The 14,585-nt window shown below is 34.3% G+C and carries 22 protein-coding genes; 2 read left to right on the top strand and 20 right to left on the bottom strand.

The annotated features are described in order from the left end of the window. Nucleotides 1-5 precede the first annotated feature (5 nt). On the bottom strand, nt 6-452 hold the full coding sequence (gene tatB / locus MKD52_RS03060; protein WP_112057491.1) for a Sec-independent protein translocase protein TatB: 447 nt from the start codon (nt 450-452) through the stop codon (nt 6-8). A gap of 119 nt (nt 453-571) precedes the next feature. Here tatB and MKD52_RS03055 point away from each other — a divergent pair, with 119 nt between their 5' ends. Further along, nucleotides 572-865, top strand: coding sequence for a hypothetical protein (locus MKD52_RS03055; protein ID WP_112057492.1), 294 nt, complete (start codon nt 572-574; stop codon nt 863-865). Here MKD52_RS03055 and MKD52_RS03050 read toward each other — a convergent pair. Together MKD52_RS03050 and MKD52_RS03045 are read right to left on the bottom strand one after the other, a co-directional pair. Next, the gene (locus tag MKD52_RS03050) at nt 862-1,158 is read right to left on the bottom strand and encodes a YciI family protein (RefSeq protein ID WP_242099200.1); all 297 of its coding nucleotides are present in this window, start codon (nt 1,156-1,158) and stop codon (nt 862-864) included. The genes MKD52_RS03055 and MKD52_RS03050 overlap by 4 nt on opposite strands. Before the next feature lie 38 nt (nt 1,159-1,196). Then, nucleotides 1,197-1,814: a thiamine phosphate synthase gene (locus MKD52_RS03045; protein WP_112057494.1), complete on the bottom strand. Its 618-nt coding sequence runs from the start codon at nt 1,812-1,814 to the stop codon at nt 1,197-1,199. A gap of 85 nt (nt 1,815-1,899) precedes the next feature. On the opposite strand from MKD52_RS03045, the gene hypF reads away from it, so the two are divergent. After that, nucleotides 1,900-4,212 carry a carbamoyltransferase HypF gene (gene hypF, locus MKD52_RS03040; RefSeq protein WP_242099199.1) on the top strand — a complete coding sequence of 771 codons (2,313 nt, stop codon included), beginning with the start codon at nt 1,900-1,902 and terminating at the stop codon, nt 4,210-4,212. 23 nt (nt 4,213-4,235) lie between these two features. On the opposite strand, the gene MKD52_RS03035 is transcribed toward hypF, so the two are convergent. The 17 genes from MKD52_RS03035 to rpsH all read right to left on the bottom strand — a co-directional run bounded on the left by MKD52_RS03035 (nt 4,236) and on the right by rpsH (nt 14,579). Beyond that, a complete protein-coding gene (locus MKD52_RS03035) occupies nt 4,236-5,078 on the bottom strand; it encodes a c-type cytochrome (RefSeq protein ID WP_242099198.1) in 843 nt (280 codons plus the stop codon). 9 nt (nt 5,079-5,087) lie between these two features. Further along, entirely contained in the window at nt 5,088-6,317 is a 1,230-nt protein-coding gene (locus MKD52_RS03030) for a cytochrome bc complex cytochrome b subunit (protein WP_242099197.1), read from the bottom strand. A 9-nt stretch (nt 6,318-6,326) separates the two neighbouring features. Next, nucleotides 6,327-6,830 (bottom strand): Rieske 2Fe-2S domain-containing protein, encoded by a 504-nt coding sequence (locus tag MKD52_RS03025; protein ID WP_112057498.1) that lies wholly within the window; start codon nt 6,828-6,830, stop codon nt 6,327-6,329. A 185-nt stretch (nt 6,831-7,015) separates the two neighbouring features. Further along, on the bottom strand, nt 7,016-7,366 hold the full coding sequence (gene rplQ, locus MKD52_RS03020; RefSeq protein ID WP_242099196.1) for a 50S ribosomal protein L17: 351 nt from the start codon (nt 7,364-7,366) through the stop codon (nt 7,016-7,018). A 17-nt stretch (nt 7,367-7,383) separates the two neighbouring features. Beyond that, nucleotides 7,384-8,373 (bottom strand): DNA-directed RNA polymerase subunit alpha, encoded by a 990-nt coding sequence (locus MKD52_RS03015; RefSeq protein WP_242099195.1) that lies wholly within the window; start codon nt 8,371-8,373, stop codon nt 7,384-7,386. Nucleotides 8,374-8,390: 17 nt separating this feature from the next. Then, nucleotides 8,391-9,017 carry a 30S ribosomal protein S4 gene (gene rpsD / locus MKD52_RS03010; RefSeq protein ID WP_112057501.1) on the bottom strand — a complete coding sequence of 209 codons (627 nt, stop codon included), beginning with the start codon at nt 9,015-9,017 and terminating at the stop codon, nt 8,391-8,393. 9 nt (nt 9,018-9,026) lie between these two features. Beyond that, nucleotides 9,027-9,419: a 30S ribosomal protein S11 gene (gene rpsK, locus MKD52_RS03005; protein ID WP_005022301.1), complete on the bottom strand. Its 393-nt coding sequence runs from the start codon at nt 9,417-9,419 to the stop codon at nt 9,027-9,029. 10 nt (nt 9,420-9,429) lie between these two features. Next, nucleotides 9,430-9,798 (bottom strand): 30S ribosomal protein S13, encoded by a 369-nt coding sequence (gene rpsM, locus MKD52_RS03000; RefSeq protein WP_005022300.1) that lies wholly within the window; start codon nt 9,796-9,798, stop codon nt 9,430-9,432. A 12-nt stretch (nt 9,799-9,810) separates the two neighbouring features. Next, nucleotides 9,811-9,924, bottom strand: a complete 114-nt coding sequence (gene rpmJ, locus MKD52_RS02995) for a 50S ribosomal protein L36 (RefSeq protein ID WP_005022299.1) — start codon at nt 9,922-9,924, stop codon at nt 9,811-9,813. A gap of 240 nt (nt 9,925-10,164) precedes the next feature. Beyond that, nucleotides 10,165-10,383, bottom strand: coding sequence for a translation initiation factor IF-1 (gene infA / locus MKD52_RS02990; RefSeq protein WP_006655290.1), 219 nt, complete (start codon nt 10,381-10,383; stop codon nt 10,165-10,167). A 9-nt stretch (nt 10,384-10,392) separates the two neighbouring features. Next, complete coding sequence (gene map, locus MKD52_RS02985) at nt 10,393-11,151, bottom strand: type I methionyl aminopeptidase (protein WP_242099194.1); 759 nt, start codon at nt 11,149-11,151, stop codon at nt 10,393-10,395. Then, nucleotides 11,152-12,411, bottom strand: coding sequence for a preprotein translocase subunit SecY (gene secY / locus MKD52_RS02980; RefSeq protein WP_242099193.1), 1,260 nt, complete (start codon nt 12,409-12,411; stop codon nt 11,152-11,154). Beyond that, nucleotides 12,411-12,812, bottom strand: a complete 402-nt coding sequence (gene rplO / locus MKD52_RS02975; protein WP_242099192.1) for a 50S ribosomal protein L15 — start codon at nt 12,810-12,812, stop codon at nt 12,411-12,413. The genes secY and rplO overlap by 1 nt, the downstream gene beginning before the upstream one ends. Nucleotides 12,813-12,821: 9 nt before the next feature. Beyond that, nucleotides 12,822-13,262, bottom strand: coding sequence for a 30S ribosomal protein S5 (gene rpsE, locus MKD52_RS02970; RefSeq protein ID WP_006655286.1), 441 nt, complete (start codon nt 13,260-13,262; stop codon nt 12,822-12,824). Nucleotides 13,263-13,270: 8 nt separating this feature from the next. Beyond that, on the bottom strand, nt 13,271-13,627 hold the full coding sequence (gene rplR, locus MKD52_RS02965; RefSeq protein WP_112057505.1) for a 50S ribosomal protein L18: 357 nt from the start codon (nt 13,625-13,627) through the stop codon (nt 13,271-13,273). A 10-nt stretch (nt 13,628-13,637) separates the two neighbouring features. Continuing rightward, entirely contained in the window at nt 13,638-14,174 is a 537-nt protein-coding gene (rplF, locus tag MKD52_RS02960; protein WP_242099191.1) for a 50S ribosomal protein L6, read from the bottom strand. Between the two features lie 9 nt (nt 14,175-14,183). Beyond that, the gene (rpsH, locus tag MKD52_RS02955; RefSeq protein ID WP_112057507.1) at nt 14,184-14,579 is read right to left on the bottom strand and encodes a 30S ribosomal protein S8; all 396 of its coding nucleotides are present in this window, start codon (nt 14,577-14,579) and stop codon (nt 14,184-14,186) included. Nucleotides 14,580-14,585: the final 6 nt, after the last annotated feature.

Below are 14,585 nucleotides of genomic sequence, written 5' to 3'. Positions count from 1 at the left end.
TCTTTTTATTGATTCTTAATGGATTTTTCTTCACTCTTTGCATCTTCTTTAAAACTCAAAGTTTGCTTTGTTTGCAAAGGCTTAACCCCCTCTTTTACATTAGAAGTTTGAGGATTAGTGTTATTTGGAGTGAGTGGTGCTTCTTTTGTTTCTGAGATTTGCGGTTTTAAATCTTCCTCAAAATCCAAAGAAGAAAGCTCTTTTAAATCCATTTCTTTTGTGAAGTTCTCCACTCCTTGTGTGAGACTATTTTTGTATGCCAAAGCATCCTCTTTGATTTTATTAAGATTGACTTCCCTATCCAAGCTTTCTTTGGCATCATCCATTGTTCTTTTAACTGCTTTAATAAATTTTGCAACATCAACCAAAGCTTTAGGTAATTTCTCAGGACCCAAAAAAATAATTGCCACTGCTGCAATTACTAAAATTTCAAAAAATCCCATTCCAAACATTGATAATTTTCTGCCTTTTTTGCTTTTATCTTGTGTAAGATTAGATTTTATCTAATTTTGGAATAAAGTGTGCTTAGAGTTTTAAAATTATTAAAGTTAATTTACATAGAGGATTAACAATGAACAAATTTCTTATAATGCTTGGAATAGGATTTTTGCTAAATGGTTGCATTTCTCCCAAAACAGATGCTTTTTTAGTCGGTGCTGGACTTGGAGCGGGAGTAACTTACTATTTTTTAAATGGAGGGAAAATTGATGGGATTAGTAAAGATTCTCTCTCTAATTCACTCCAAAATTCACCAAAGCAAAATATCACTGATACTTCAATACCCTCCGAGCTAGAGTGGTATTATTTTGATAGAGATTTGTATGAACAAACCCTGCTTAATCAAAAACAATCTCTAGCAAACTAAGCCAAAAAGTCCTTTAAGAAATCTTGGTGCAAGACAGGTTCAAACTCCACCACTTCATATTTGGCGGCATTTTGCAGATAAAAAGGATCTTGTTTTGTAAAATTAACCGCCGCTTCCTTATTGTCAAATTGCCCAACAATGATTCCACCTTTGCGAGGATTTTGGGGACCACTTGCTAAAAGATTCCCACTTGCATAACCTGTTTTTAGATATTCTCTATGAGAAGTAAGAATCTTTTCAATCTCTACTAACTCTTTTGTGTAAGTTACAAAAATAATAAATAAATTTTTCATTGTTTTCCTTTTTCTCTTTCTTTGATTATAACACTATTTCAAATCTTTTTCCAATTTCTTTTAAGATTTAAAATATTTTGAGTTATATCTCCCTTCCAAATACTACTAATACACGCTGCCATATCTGCATTTTGTAATTGATGAATATTTTGCTGATTGATTCCACCAATGGCACATTTTTTGATTCCTTGAATCTTTTGAAATAAATCTAGAGAAATCACCTTAGCCTGTGTTTTTGTAGAAGAAGTAAAGCAAGATCCAAAGGCAATATAATCTGCCCCAATCTCTTTAGCATTTTGCGCTAACTGCAAATCTCCATAGCAAGAAACACCCAAAATCCCCCCATAACTTTTGCGAATCATAAGCAATTCATCTAGACTATAAGGATTTACTTCCTGCTTTTTCCCTATATGTAAACCCTTTGTTTGAAGCTTCATTGCCAACTCAATTCTGTCATTTAATACAAACAAAACCCCCTCTTGTTTGCAATAATCCATTAATTCTGTTACCAAAGATTCGATTTGATTATCTTGATGAGTTTTATCGCGAAACTGAAAAATACTAACCCCACCTTTAATCGCCTTGCTTAACATTGTAAAAATCTCTTGATAAGGCGTAAGAATTTCATCACTAATTGCATAAATTCCCTGCAACATCACAAACCTCCAAACATTACTTAAAAACTCTAAGATAAAATTTTAACCTTGTTTTAATCCATTTTTGCTTATGCTTCAAAAGATAATGGAAAAAACCTATATTCTTAATTTAACCGGCATTGTTCAAGGCGTTGGATTCCGCCCTTTTGTGTATAAAATCGCAACACAAAATCACTTAAAAGGCTATGTGCTAAACAATAATCAAGGCGTAGAAATACTTGTTCAAGGTAAAAAAGAAAAACTAGAGCAATTTTTTAAAGACTTAAAAAATCCCCCTAAAGCTGCCAAAATCATCTCAATCTCCAAAAAACCAATCCAAATAAAAAAAACCTTTTCCACTTTTTTAATCCAAGAAAGTCAAGCTAACTCCATAAAAACCGCCACTATTCCTGCTGATATTGCCTTATGCGAATCTTGCAAACAAGAATTTCTTGATCCTAAGAATCATCGCTTTCTTTATCCTTTTATTAGTTGCACAGATTGCGGAGGGAGATACAGCCTTATTTCTACGCTTCCCTATGATAGAAAAAATACCGCTATGCATTCATTTGTTATGTGTGAAAACTGCCAAAAAGAATATAATAATAAGACTTCAAGACGATTCCACTCAGAAATTAACTGCTGTCCCGCTTGTGGTCCGCAACTTTTTTTTACTGATGAATTCAATTATCAAGGCGATTTTTTACCAGATTCTCAAATTCACTCTCACTTAACCAAAAAAGATTCTCCTATCAAAAATGCGCTTAAGGCTCTCAAAGAAGGTAAAATTTTAGCCATTAAGGGTATTGGTGGTTATGCCTTGGTCTGTGATGCGACCAACGCTAATTCACTAATAAACCTAAGAGAAAGAAAAAGACGCCCCAAAAAACCATTTGCACTAATGTGCAAAAATATCCAAATGGCTCAAAAATATGCTCATTTAAATTCTCAAGCAATCACTATGCTTAACTCAAGCATCTCTCCCATTGTGCTAAGTTATTCTAAAGCTAAAACCAATCTCCCTCTCTCCCTTATTGCACCAAATCTCGCAACTCTTGGAATCATACTTCCCTATTCTGCCTTGCATTATTTGCTGTTTTTTTATATTGATTTTCCTTTAGTTTTTACAAGTGCTAATATAAGCGGAGAACCGATCATTAAGGATTTTTATGGTATCACTCAAAAACTTCAAGGCGTTTGTGATGGTATTTTATTTTACAATCGCGATATTTTAAACCCCATTGATGATAGTCTTGTGAGAATTTTGGGGAAAAAGACACAAGTTTTAAGGCGTGCTAGGGGATATTTATCTGATATTCCACTGCCAACACCACACAGCACTAAAAACTTCATCACTCTTGGCGCTCAACAAAAATCTACTTTTTGCCTTAATCTCCACAGCAAACTTTTTTTAAGTCCGCATTTGGGGGATTTAGACAATCTTGAATCAATTAATAATTTCAAACAAAATCTAACACTCTTTAGCCAACAATATCAAGCTAAAATCCACACATTTTGCGGAGATTTACATCCAAATTATGTACAAAGGGAATTTTTAGATGGTAGTGATTCTTATTTTATCCAACACCATTTTGCACATCTTCTCTCCAATGTCGCAGAAAACAAAATTAGACAAGAAGTTTTAGGAGTTATTTTTGATGGTACAGGCTATGGAGCAGATGGCAATATTTGGGGTGGTGAATTTTTATTTTATGACCCAAAAAAACCACTTAGTTTTAAACGAAAAGCTTTTTTTGCCCCTTTTAAGCTCTTAGGCGGAGAAGCAGCTATCAAAGATACGCGAAGATTAGGGATGGAAGCACTATTTATTGCTTTTGGAGATGATTATAAAAACTTGAATTTACCACTTATTGATAGCCTAAAAAAAGATTATGGAGAAAATATTATTGATTTTTTCTACAAACAGCATCAAAATACGCAAAGTTACACCTGCAATTCAGCTGGCAGAATCTTTGATATGGTGGCTTCAATATGCAATCTTGTGGAAAAAACAAACTATGAGGGCGAAGGTGGAATGATTCTTGAAACACTTGCCTATAAGGCTTTAAAACACAAAAAACAAGCTAAAAGCTATCCCTTTAAGATTTCAAAAGACACAATTCTTTGGGAATCTATCATACAAGAAATCTATCATGACTTGAAAAATTACATTTCTTTAGAAAATATTGCTCTAAACTTCCATCAAACTTTTGTAAATATCATTAGCTTTATTGCTCAAAAATATCCAACAATTCTCTTAAGTGGTGGCTGTTTTCAAAATGCGATTCTTACCAAACTCACTCTTAAAGCACTCAAAGGAAAAAAAATATTTTTAAATGGAGAGATACCTTGCAATGATGGTGGAATTAGCTTTGGTCAAGCTTATTATATGAGACTAAAAACTAAGCAGAAACCCTAAGTTTCTACTAGCTTTTAAAATTTTTAATGGGCATCACGCCAAATTTTGCGTTTCCACAAATAAGCTACAACTCCCATAAGCACCATAAAGACAACTAACTTCCAACCAAGCGATTCTCTTTCAGCTTTTTTGCTATCACCTACACTTTCCATATAAGCAATCACTTGCTTTTCAGCTTGTTCTGTCAAACCAACTCTAGGCATTGCAGTTCCTGACAATCTTTTTTGTGGATCGTTGATGAAGGTGTGTAAATATTCCAAATTGCGACTTCGAATCATCATTGATAAATCAGGCACTTTTGTTCCCAAATAAGTCTTTAATCCACCATCTGCATACCATTTATCGTATTTCATATCATGGCATCTTCCACATGCATCAATAAACACTTCTTTATCTGTCATTTCTTTTGGAGTAATACTTTGTAAATACGCTACAATATCTGCTATTTCTTGATCGCTCATCCAATCATATGCGGGCATAGGATGATTGCCGCTAAATTTATGAGTTTGCTTAGTTGCTACTGCGACATTTTTAATAGCATTAGCTAAGAAATTTTTATCATAAATTAATGCAGCACTAGAAAGATCTGGCGGAACTACCCCATAAGCAGCCAATGCGTCTGCTGGAGAGAATGGCATTTCCATACCTTCAGTTTTAATAGAATGGCATGCAACGCAATTAGCCAAAACAATTTCCTTCCCATTTGCAGCATTTCCCTCTTGAATCTCAAGAGGCTTTAAATCTGAAAAAGTATAGTCTGCAGGAGCTACTTTGGGATACATTTGCCCATGCGCAAAAGGCTCTACACCCCAATAAATAATACCTGCAACAACAACTACTACAATTAATGCTAAGAATTCTTTCATTCCAACTCCTTAACTATTCTTTTTATTTTCTAGTTTTGTAATGATAGGCAACACTACAAACAATAATGCAAAGAATGCAATAGTAACTGCAAAACCAATATAGGCATTAATCCCTGTTGGAGGCAATTTACCATAGATTGTCAAAATAATCATATCAATTACCAATAACCAAAACCACACCATAAATGCTGGGCGCTTATGAGCAGGAGCAACAACATTGCTTCTATCCAACCAAGGCAAGAGCATAAAAATCACATTTGCAATACCAAATGCAATCAATCCTAAATCTGCACTAAAGAAGAATCCTCTTAAGATTTCATAACTCCATAAAAAATACCACTCTGGGTAAATATGTGGGGGAGTTTTTAGATGATCAGCTGGATCAAAATTAATAGGATCAAGCGCAAAACTATAATGATAGCAAGTCAAATAGAATAAAATAGCCAAAAAGAAACTTGCCACAAAGAAATCTTTAGATAAGAACATTGGCCAAAAAGGAATAACTTTTGATTCTTTTTTATTTCCAGCCTTAAACTTCTCTGCTTCTTTTTCAAAGTCAATTTCTTCACCATAAGCATTATTAACATGTGGGATTCTTAAAGAATAGAAATGGATAGCAATCACTATCATAATAACCACAGGCAATAGCACAACATGCAGCATAAAGAATCTTGTCAAAGTCGCATCTGCAACAATAAAATTACCCCTAATCCAAACAACTAAATCAGCACCAATCACTGGAATTCCACCAAAAAGGTTGGTAATAACCGCCGCTGCCCAATAGCTCATTTGTCCCCATGGCAACATATAACCACTAAATGCCTCAGCAGAAAATAATCCAAAAAGAATCATACCTGTAATCCAAATCATTTCTCTACCGCGTTTATAAGATCCATAATAAATCGCTACAAACATATGGATATAAATAATTAAGAAACAAACTGAAGCGCTCACTGCATGCAAATGTCTCCACAACCAACCATATTTCACTTCTTGCATAATTGTGTAATTTACACTATCAAAAGCTAATTTTGTATCTGGCTTGTAATACATTAACAAAAATAAACCCGAAATCACTAAAAGTGTAAATAAAACAACTAAAACAACACCCATTGCCCATAAAAAATTAATATTTTTAGGAATCCAATATTCTGTCATTAAAACTTTCATTAAAGGCTTTATGGCAAGTCTTTTATCCAACCAATCCACAATGCCATTTGCTTTTTCAATCTGTGCCATCAAAACTCCTTATGCCTTACCTACTAATTTTAAATACTCTGGTCCTTCTTCGCCTAATACAAGCTTCTGCCCATCAATTTTAAAAGGCGGAATCGCCATAGGAGTTGGAGGTGGTCCAAAGACATTTCTACCACAGGCATCAAATTTTCCACCATGACAAGCACAATGAAATTCTGTTGTATTAGTATCATAAGAAGGAATACAACCAAGGTGCGTACAAATTTGAATCCCCAAGCTATAATCTGCATTCCCAACAACAACATCTCTTTCTTCACATTTTTTCATTTCTGCAGTTTTTTTAATCACATACACTGGAGTTCCTCGATATTCTACCTGTCGATACTCGCCCTCTTGCATTGTGCTCAAATCAATAGTTGTGAAGCCAGCTGAAACTACGCTTGGTAAAGGATCCCAAGAAGACTTCATTGCAACTAATGATGCACCAGCACCCACAGCCGCAATTGCCCCAAGAGTCATACCAAGGAAATCCCTACGATTGACATTTTCTGCCATCTATTTCCTCCTAATTATATAAAATCATTTTAAGCGTTTTACAAAACCTTGTATTTTATCATAGGAAAACTTTAATTTTTTGTAAGATTGGAAGATTTTTTAAAATAAAGTAAAAAATAATTATAATTTACACAATCATTTAAAAAAAGGGGAGGGGTAGCAATAAGAAAACTTATTGCTAATGCTTACACTAATTCTATAAATGCCATAGGAGCAGCATCACCTGTTCGCACTCTTGTTTTGATAATTCTTGTATAACCACCATTTTTACCAACATACTTTGGTGCAATTTCTTTTACAAGTTTTTTAACAGATTCTTTATGTTGCAAATGAGAAAAGACTAAGCGATGCGCCATAGAATCATTTGTTCTAGCTTTTGTTAAAAGCTTTTCAAAATAACTTTGCAATTCTTTTGCTTTTGGAAGTGTTGTTTCAATTTTACCACTTGTAATCAAAGCAATTGAGAGATTTTTTAATAAAGCTTTACGATGAGAAGAAGTTCTACTAAGCTTTCTATATCCGTGTTTATGTCTCATTTCTTTTTCCTTTTTTCTTAATTAGAAAATTTTTTCTTAAGAATTTGCATTAAATCTTCTGAAATTTCTCGACCAACAGGGTATCCTAACTCATCAAGTTTTGCTGTAATTTCATCTAAAGATTTTTTACCCAGATTCTTAATGTTTTTAATTTGTTCTTCATTTAATAAAACCAATTCACCCAAATATTTAATGCCAGATCGATCCAAGCAATTAAAACATCTTGCACTGAAATTCAAACTATCAATAGTTTGTGATAATACTTTTAGTTCAGGACGCTCCTCTTCAGAAATAGCCACCTCTGGAATCTCTATATTTAACTCTGAATTAAAGATAGACATTTGCTTATGCATTACACTCAAAGCATTTTTAAAAGCAATCAAAGGATCTACTTGTCCATCAGTTTCAATTTCAAAAATAACTTTTTCATAGTTTGGATCATCTTCTAAAAGCATATTTTCTGTTGCATAAGTCGCACTCGTTACAGGAGTAAAATACGCATCAAGTGGCATGAAGCCTTCTGGAACATTAGAGCGAATCTCTTCACTTGGAACATAGCCAATGCCCTTATAAATTACAATAGAAAAAGATAAGGTTGCATCTTTATTGATAGTAGCCAGATGCACATCTGGAGTTACAACTTCTACAAGATCATTAGATAAATCTGCGCCTGTAATTACTTTTGGTCCATTAAAAGCGTAATCAACACTAATGCTATCACTGTCATCTTTAATTTTAAAGCGAATTGTTTTTAAATTAACAATAAATTGAGAAACATCTTCTGTTACACCGCGCACTGAATCAAACTCATGAGCAACCCCTGCGATACGCAAAGCAACCGGCGCAAACCCAACAGAACTACCAAGCAATAAGCGTCTTAATGGATGTGCCAAAGTAATAGCATATCCATTTTCAAATGGATATGCAGTAATTTGAACTCTATTAACGCCAATTTCTTTAACTTCAATTTTTGTTGGAATATGAGGAGAAGTTTTAATGCTTTTCATACTAACACCTCTATCTACTATTTAGAATACAACTCAACAATGAGCCTTTCTTCAATAGGTATAATAACCTCTTCTCTTTCAGGCAATCTTGTGAAAATTCCAAATACTTTCTCTTGATCCACATCTACCCAAGGAACAATTCCAGTTTGTTTAGTAAGCTCAATAGCTCTCTGAATTTGTGGATTTTTCTTTGTTTTTTCGCAAATTTCAATTTTTTGCCCAGCACTAACAAATGCAGAAGGGATATTTAATCGCTTTCCATCTACAAGAACATGTCCATGCACTACCAATTGTCTTGCAAATCTTCTTGTTGTGGCAAATCCCATTCTATAAACTACATTGTCCAGTCTTCTCTCAATTAATTTAATAAGATTCTCCCCTGTGTTTCCTTCAAGCCTATTTGCTTCTACAAAAATAGAGCGGAATTGCTTTTCAGAAACTCCATACATCAATCTTGCTTTTTGTTTTTCGCGAAGTTGGATTCCATATTCTGAGATTTTACCTCTTCTTTGTCCATGTTGTCCAGGACCATAAGGGCGCTTATCTAATGCGCTTTTTCCAGCTAATCTTCTTTCACCTTTTAATGCAAGGCTAACCCCAAATCTTCTTTCAATTTTTTCTACTGGACCTCTATATCTTGCCATTCTCTCTCCTTACACTCTTCTTCTTTTTGGTGGTCGGCAACCATTGTGTGGCAATGGAGTAACATCTTTAAACCATAATACTTTTATCCCTTCAATGCTTCCAAGACTCTTAACAGCAGTCTCTCTACCGCTTCCAGGACCTTGAATCTTAACACCAAGCTCTTTAATACCGTGTTCTTTTGCTTTTGAAACAGCATCTTCAACCGCTTGTTGTGCCGCATAAGGAGTTGATTTCTTACTTCCTTTAAAACCTAATGCACCCGCCGTACTCCAGCAAATTACATTACCCATTTCATCAGTGATAGTTACGCTTGTATTGTTAAAAGCAGCAGAAATATGAATAATACCTCTTGCGATATTCTTTTTGACAACTCTTTTTTTTGTTACATTTCTTTTAGCCATTATTTACCCCTTATTTTGATGCACTACCAACTGTTTTTCTTTTACCTTTTCGCGTTCTTGCATTATTTTTTGTTGTTTGACCGCGAACAGGCAAGCCTTTTCTATGTCGTAATCCACGATAGTTACCTAAATCCATAAGTGCTTTAATGTCCATTGTAACTTTTTTGCGCAAATCACCCTCTACGATATGATGAGCTTGAATCTCTTTTGCAATTGCAGAAACTTCATCCTCACCAAGGTCTTGAACCCTCTTGTCATAAGAGATATTCACTGCATTTAAAATATCTCTTGATGCTTTTAAACCAATACCATAAATATAAGTTAAAGCATATTCAATTCTCTTTTTTTTGGGTAAATCAACACCAGCAATTCTCGCCATTATCTTTCCTTTTTATCCTTGTCTTTGTTTGTGTTTTGGATTCTCGCAAATCACTCGAATCACGCCTTTTCTTTTAATAACCTTGCATTTGTCACACATTTTCTTCACAGAAGGTCTGACTTTCATAGCTTACTCCTAACTTTACTTTGATGCTTCTATCAAGCACCAAATATTTTTAACACTTTTAAGATATAAAATCTCAAAAATTATCACTTTGAATTGTGAATAAGAAAAAATTCCACCACTTTCTAATAAAATAAATTATCAGACATTGAGTTTATAGTCCTCCAAAGGCTCATTCATCACCCAAACGACTATGAAGTTTTTACAATAAAGGGCGTATTATATTCTAATACTTATTAAAAACTACTTATACCTAAAAGTAATTCTTCCCTTATCCAAACTATAGGGAGTAAGTTCGATTTTTACTTTATCACCTTGCAAGATCTTAATATAATTCATACGCATTCTACCTGCAATATGACACAAAATTACATGTCCATTTTCTAATTCCACACGAAAAGTAGCATTAGGTAGTGCTTCTTTGACTATTCCATCAATCTCAATCACATCATCTTTTGCCATTCTGTTTCCTTATTCCTTTGATAAAATTTCTGCTTTGCCTTTAATAATTGCTATGGTGTGTTCATAATGACTTCCATTTAATCCATCAGTTGATACCACACTCCAATCATCTTTAAGTATTTTGGGTTCTCCGCTTTTTTGACAAATCATTGGCTCAATACAAAAAACCATTCCATCTTTGATTTTATAGCCTTGCTTGGAGTTACTTCCTTCTAAATAGTTTGGAATCTCAGGCTCTTCATGAGGCTTTTTACCAATCCCATGCCCACAAAAACCTCTCAAAGGCACATAACCATAATCCAAGATAAATTGTTCTATTAAGTAGCTTAATTCTTTAAAGTGCATACCCACCTTAATTTGATCAATAGCAAAATAAAGTGTATCTTTAGCACAAGCAATCAACCTTTGATTTTCTTGTGAAATATTACCTACCCCACAAGTGATTGCACTATCTCCATACCAACCATTAAGATTAACTCCCAAATCAAGCCCAACAATATCACCTTCCTTTAGGGCATAATCTGTTGGAATCCCATGGATAATCACTTCATTAACTGATATACACACTGAACCACTAAAACCATAAAGACCTTTAAAGGCTGGAATCCCACCACTTGAGCGAATAAAATCCTCACCCATTGCATCTAATTCTTTTAGTGTAATCCCTGGCTTAACATTTGCCTTTAGATAATTAAGCGTTTTAGCAACGATTTTATTAGCCTTTCGGAGAGATTCTATCTCCGATGGTTTTCGAATTGTAATTGACATTTATAAACCCACTGCACTTAGTGTTTTATATTTATTCATATAAATTTGTGCTTCAATTTTTCGCATTGTATCAACCGCAACTTGCACAACGATCAAAACTGCTGTCCCCCCAAAATAAAAAGGAACTCCTGAAGCCTTTACCAAAATCCAAGGCAATGTTGCAATTAATGCAAGATATAAAGCACCCCAAAGCGTTAGTCTATTTGCTACTTCTGTTAAGAAATTCGCCGTTCCTTCTCCAGGGCGAATACCAGGTATAAATCCACCTTGTCGTTTTAAGTTTTCAGAAATCTCTTTTGGATTAAATACGATTGAAGCATAAAAATAGGCAAAAAAGACAACAAACAAAAACATTAAAACATTATACAAATAACTATTAGGATTCAAATAATCCGCGATCTGCATTATAATTGCATTAGAAGATGACTGCAAAATCGTACTTGGGAACATTAAAATAGCCGAAGCAAAAATAGGTGGGATCACCCCGCTTAGATTCATTTTAATAGGAATGTAATTCATGATTCTCTTGTCTTGATTTTGCATGACCACTTTGCGAGAATATGAAATAGGGATTCTTCTCTCTCCAAGCTCTACAAAGATAATACAACCCACTGTAATAATAATAATTGCCATAATAAATAGCAAGACTAACCAACTAATTTGATTGGTATTAACCAAGTTAAATGTCCCAGCAATCGCACTTGGAATCCCAGACACAATCCCACTAAAGATAATCAAACTAATACCATTTCCAATACCTCTTTGCGTAATTTGCTCACCAATCCACATTAGCAGCATTGTTCCACAAAGCATAGAAAATGCAGAAATTGCAATAAAGACATTCATATCTATCATAATTGCACCATTAGCACCTGTGCCCAAACTTTTTAACCCAATAGAAACACCAATTGCTTGAATTAGAGTGATTACCACCGTGGTATAACGGATAATTTGCATATATTTTTGCATACCATCACGCTCTTTTTTCATCTTGCCTAAATTGGGGAAAGTAGCTGCTAAAAGTTCCATAATAATAGAAGCTGTAATGTAGGGCATAATACCTAGAGAAATAATACTAAGTCGTTCAACTGCATTTCCGCTAAACATATTAAACAAGCCCAAAGCATTGGAAGCGTTATTATCAAAAAAAGTCTTAATGACACCTGTATCTACCCCAGGAACTGGGATATAAGCCAATACACGATAGGCTAAAAGAAAGCCTAGTGTAATTAGAATCTTATTGACAATTGTTTTATTCATTATTTTTGTCCGCTTGTCGTAATTCTTTCATCTTTAATTTTTGCTGCAAGATTTCTTGCACTTGCGCCAATTAACTTAATTTTAGTCGTATAAGCAGGGAATTTATGTATGCTTTTGATGCTTTCAAAAGTAATCTCTTCTAATGTAGCGATTGCTCTAATTAATTCCACATTGATTACATAAGGTTTAATCACCCTGCTTGTAAAACCTACTTTAGGCAATCTTCTTTGTAATGGTTGTTGCCCACCTTCAAAACCTCTTTTTTGTTTAGAGCCCGTTCTAGCAGTCTGTCCTTTACCGCCTCTTGTAGAGGTTTTACCCATACCACTACCCTGACCGCGTCCTACTCTTTTGATTTTTTTTACACTGCCTTTTGCAGGTGCTAAATTTTCTAATGCCATAAAATCTCCTTATGCCTTTACTTTAGAAAGCGCATCAATTGTAGCTCTTACTACATTGTAAGGATTATTAGAACCAAGTGATTTAGTCAATATATCCTTAATACCTGCCATCTCTAATACAGGGCGCACAGAACCACCAGCAATTACTCCAGTTCCCTCGCTAGCAGGTTTTAGTAAGATAATGCTTGAATTATATTTTTGTTGAACATCATGAGCAATTGTTGTGCCTTTAATATTAACTTTTACAATATTTTTAAATGCATCATCAATGGCTTTTTTAACAGCATCAGGGACTTCTTTTGCTTTCCCCAATCCAAATCCAACCAAACCTTCTTTGTTGCCAACAACAACTAAAGCATTAAAACGGAATCTACGCCCACCTTTAACAACTTTTGTTACACGACCAATATTTACAACAACCTCTTTAAAATCTTCTCTATTGATTTCCATATTATCCCCTATAAACTAATTCCATTCTCGCGTAGAGAATCAGCAAAACTTGCAACAACGCCATGATATAAATATCCATTTCTATCAAAGATTACTTGAGAGATATTAGCTTTTTTAAGAGATTCTGCCAAATTAGAAGCGATCTTTTTCACATCTTCCTTGTTGTTTTTTAGCCCCATTTTCTTACCATCAACGCTTGCTAATGTAACACCTTTTACATCATCAATCACTTGTGCATAGAAATATCTATTAGAGCGAAAAATGCTTAATCTTGGAGTTGCTGAATCTCCAAAGATTCTCGCACGAATTCTCAGCTTTCTTTTGATTCTTAAACTTCTCTTTTTTCTAATAATTTTGTCTGTCATTGCTTAATCCTTATTTTTTAGAAGTTTTACCAGCTTTGCGGATAATACGCTCATCAACATATTTCACACCTTTGCCCTTGTAAGGTTCTGGCGGTCTAAACTCTCTAATTTCTGCAGCAATTTGTCCTACTTGTTGTTTATCAGCACCTTTAATAACAACAAGATTTTTATCCACCGCTATTTCAATGCCTTCTGGAATGTCATAGTTAATAGGATGAGAAAATCCAAGTGCAAGCTCTAAAACTTTACCTTTAACTGCTGCCTTATAACCTACACCATTGATTTCTAATTGCTTTGTAAAACCATCTGTTAAGCCTACAACAATGTTATTTGCTAAGGCTCTATAGGTTCCCCAATAAGCTCTTGATTGCGCATCACTTCCAGCAAGAGAGAAACTTAACTCATTGTTTTTAAATTCAATTCCAACACGACCATAAGTTTCTAATTCTTTTGTGATCTTACCACCCTTAAAAACTATTTTGCTTCCTTCAATGCTAACTTGAACACTACTTGGAATGCTAATAGGTTTTTTACCAACTCTTGACATTACATACTCCTACCAAATACTGCAGAGGGCTTCTCCGCCCACATTTGATTTATAAGCATCCTCATTAGCAATCACGCCTTTACTTGTGCTTACAACAATGGTTCCATAGCCGTTTTTAAAGCGCTTTAATTCATTTCTTGCCTTATAAACGCGTCTCCCAGGTTTAGAGATTCGAGTGATTTCATTGATAACTGAATGTCCTTTTTCATCATACTTTAAAACAACATTAATAGATTGTTTTTTATCTTTCTCGATGACTTTATAACCTTCAATAAATCCTTTTGCTTGAAACACTTCCAAAATAGAAACAACAATTTTTGCATAATACAAAGTTGTTGTGTCTAATCTTCTCATACTTGCATTTCTGATTCTTGTTAATGAATCTGCAATAATATCATTTACCATTTTATC

Origin of the sequence: Helicobacter sp. CaF467b (assembly GCF_022664765.1) — a bacterium.
GTDB lineage: Bacteria > Campylobacterota > Campylobacteria > Campylobacterales > Helicobacteraceae > Helicobacter_D > Helicobacter_D colisuis.
This window is presented reverse-complemented; position numbering and strand designations above follow the sequence as displayed.

What these genes read in the sequence shown, in the direction of transcription:
- secY (WP_242099193.1), bottom strand. Translation starts at nt 12,411, where the DNA reads ATGAATAAAACAATTGTCAATAAGATTCTAATTACACTAGGCTTTCTT.
- hypF (WP_242099199.1), top strand. Translation starts at nt 1,900, where the DNA reads ATGGAAAAAACCTATATTCTTAATTTAACCGGCATTGTTCAAGGCGTT.
- MKD52_RS03055 (WP_112057492.1), top strand. Translation starts at nt 572, where the DNA reads ATGAACAAATTTCTTATAATGCTTGGAATAGGATTTTTGCTAAATGGT.
- MKD52_RS03050 (WP_242099200.1), bottom strand. Translation starts at nt 1,158, where the DNA reads ATGAAAAATTTATTTATTATTTTTGTAACTTACACAAAAGAGTTAGTA.
- rplR (WP_112057505.1), bottom strand. Translation starts at nt 13,627, where the DNA reads ATGACAGACAAAATTATTAGAAAAAAGAGAAGTTTAAGAATCAAAAGA.
- MKD52_RS03025 (WP_112057498.1), bottom strand. Translation starts at nt 6,830, where the DNA reads ATGGCAGAAAATGTCAATCGTAGGGATTTCCTTGGTATGACTCTTGGG.
- rpsM (WP_005022300.1), bottom strand. Translation starts at nt 9,798, where the DNA reads ATGGCGAGAATTGCTGGTGTTGATTTACCCAAAAAAAAGAGAATTGAA.
- rpsE (WP_006655286.1), bottom strand. Translation starts at nt 13,262, where the DNA reads ATGGAAATCAATAGAGAAGATTTTAAAGAGGTTGTTGTAAATATTGGT.
- rpmJ (WP_005022299.1), bottom strand. Translation starts at nt 9,924, where the DNA reads ATGAAAGTCAGACCTTCTGTGAAGAAAATGTGTGACAAATGCAAGGTT.
- rplO (WP_242099192.1), bottom strand. Translation starts at nt 12,812, where the DNA reads ATGGCATTAGAAAATTTAGCACCTGCAAAAGGCAGTGTAAAAAAAATC.
- rpsK (WP_005022301.1), bottom strand. Translation starts at nt 9,419, where the DNA reads ATGGCTAAAAGAAATGTAACAAAAAAAAGAGTTGTCAAAAAGAATATC.
- rplF (WP_242099191.1), bottom strand. Translation starts at nt 14,174, where the DNA reads ATGTCAAGAGTTGGTAAAAAACCTATTAGCATTCCAAGTAGTGTTCAA.
- rplQ (WP_242099196.1), bottom strand. Translation starts at nt 7,366, where the DNA reads ATGAGACATAAACACGGATATAGAAAGCTTAGTAGAACTTCTTCTCAT.
- tatB (WP_112057491.1), bottom strand. Translation starts at nt 452, where the DNA reads ATGTTTGGAATGGGATTTTTTGAAATTTTAGTAATTGCAGCAGTGGCA.
- rpsH (WP_112057507.1), bottom strand. Translation starts at nt 14,579, where the DNA reads ATGGTAAATGATATTATTGCAGATTCATTAACAAGAATCAGAAATGCA.
- MKD52_RS03030 (WP_242099197.1), bottom strand. Translation starts at nt 6,317, where the DNA reads ATGGCACAGATTGAAAAAGCAAATGGCATTGTGGATTGGTTGGATAAA.
- map (WP_242099194.1), bottom strand. Translation starts at nt 11,151, where the DNA reads ATGTCAATTACAATTCGAAAACCATCGGAGATAGAATCTCTCCGAAAG.
- MKD52_RS03045 (WP_112057494.1), bottom strand. Translation starts at nt 1,814, where the DNA reads ATGTTGCAGGGAATTTATGCAATTAGTGATGAAATTCTTACGCCTTAT.
- rpsD (WP_112057501.1), bottom strand. Translation starts at nt 9,017, where the DNA reads ATGGCAAGATATAGAGGTCCAGTAGAAAAAATTGAAAGAAGATTTGGG.
- infA (WP_006655290.1), bottom strand. Translation starts at nt 10,383, where the DNA reads ATGGCAAAAGATGATGTGATTGAGATTGATGGAATAGTCAAAGAAGCA.
- MKD52_RS03015 (WP_242099195.1), bottom strand. Translation starts at nt 8,373, where the DNA reads ATGAAAAGCATTAAAACTTCTCCTCATATTCCAACAAAAATTGAAGTT.
- MKD52_RS03035 (WP_242099198.1), bottom strand. Translation starts at nt 5,078, where the DNA reads ATGAAAGAATTCTTAGCATTAATTGTAGTAGTTGTTGTTGCAGGTATT.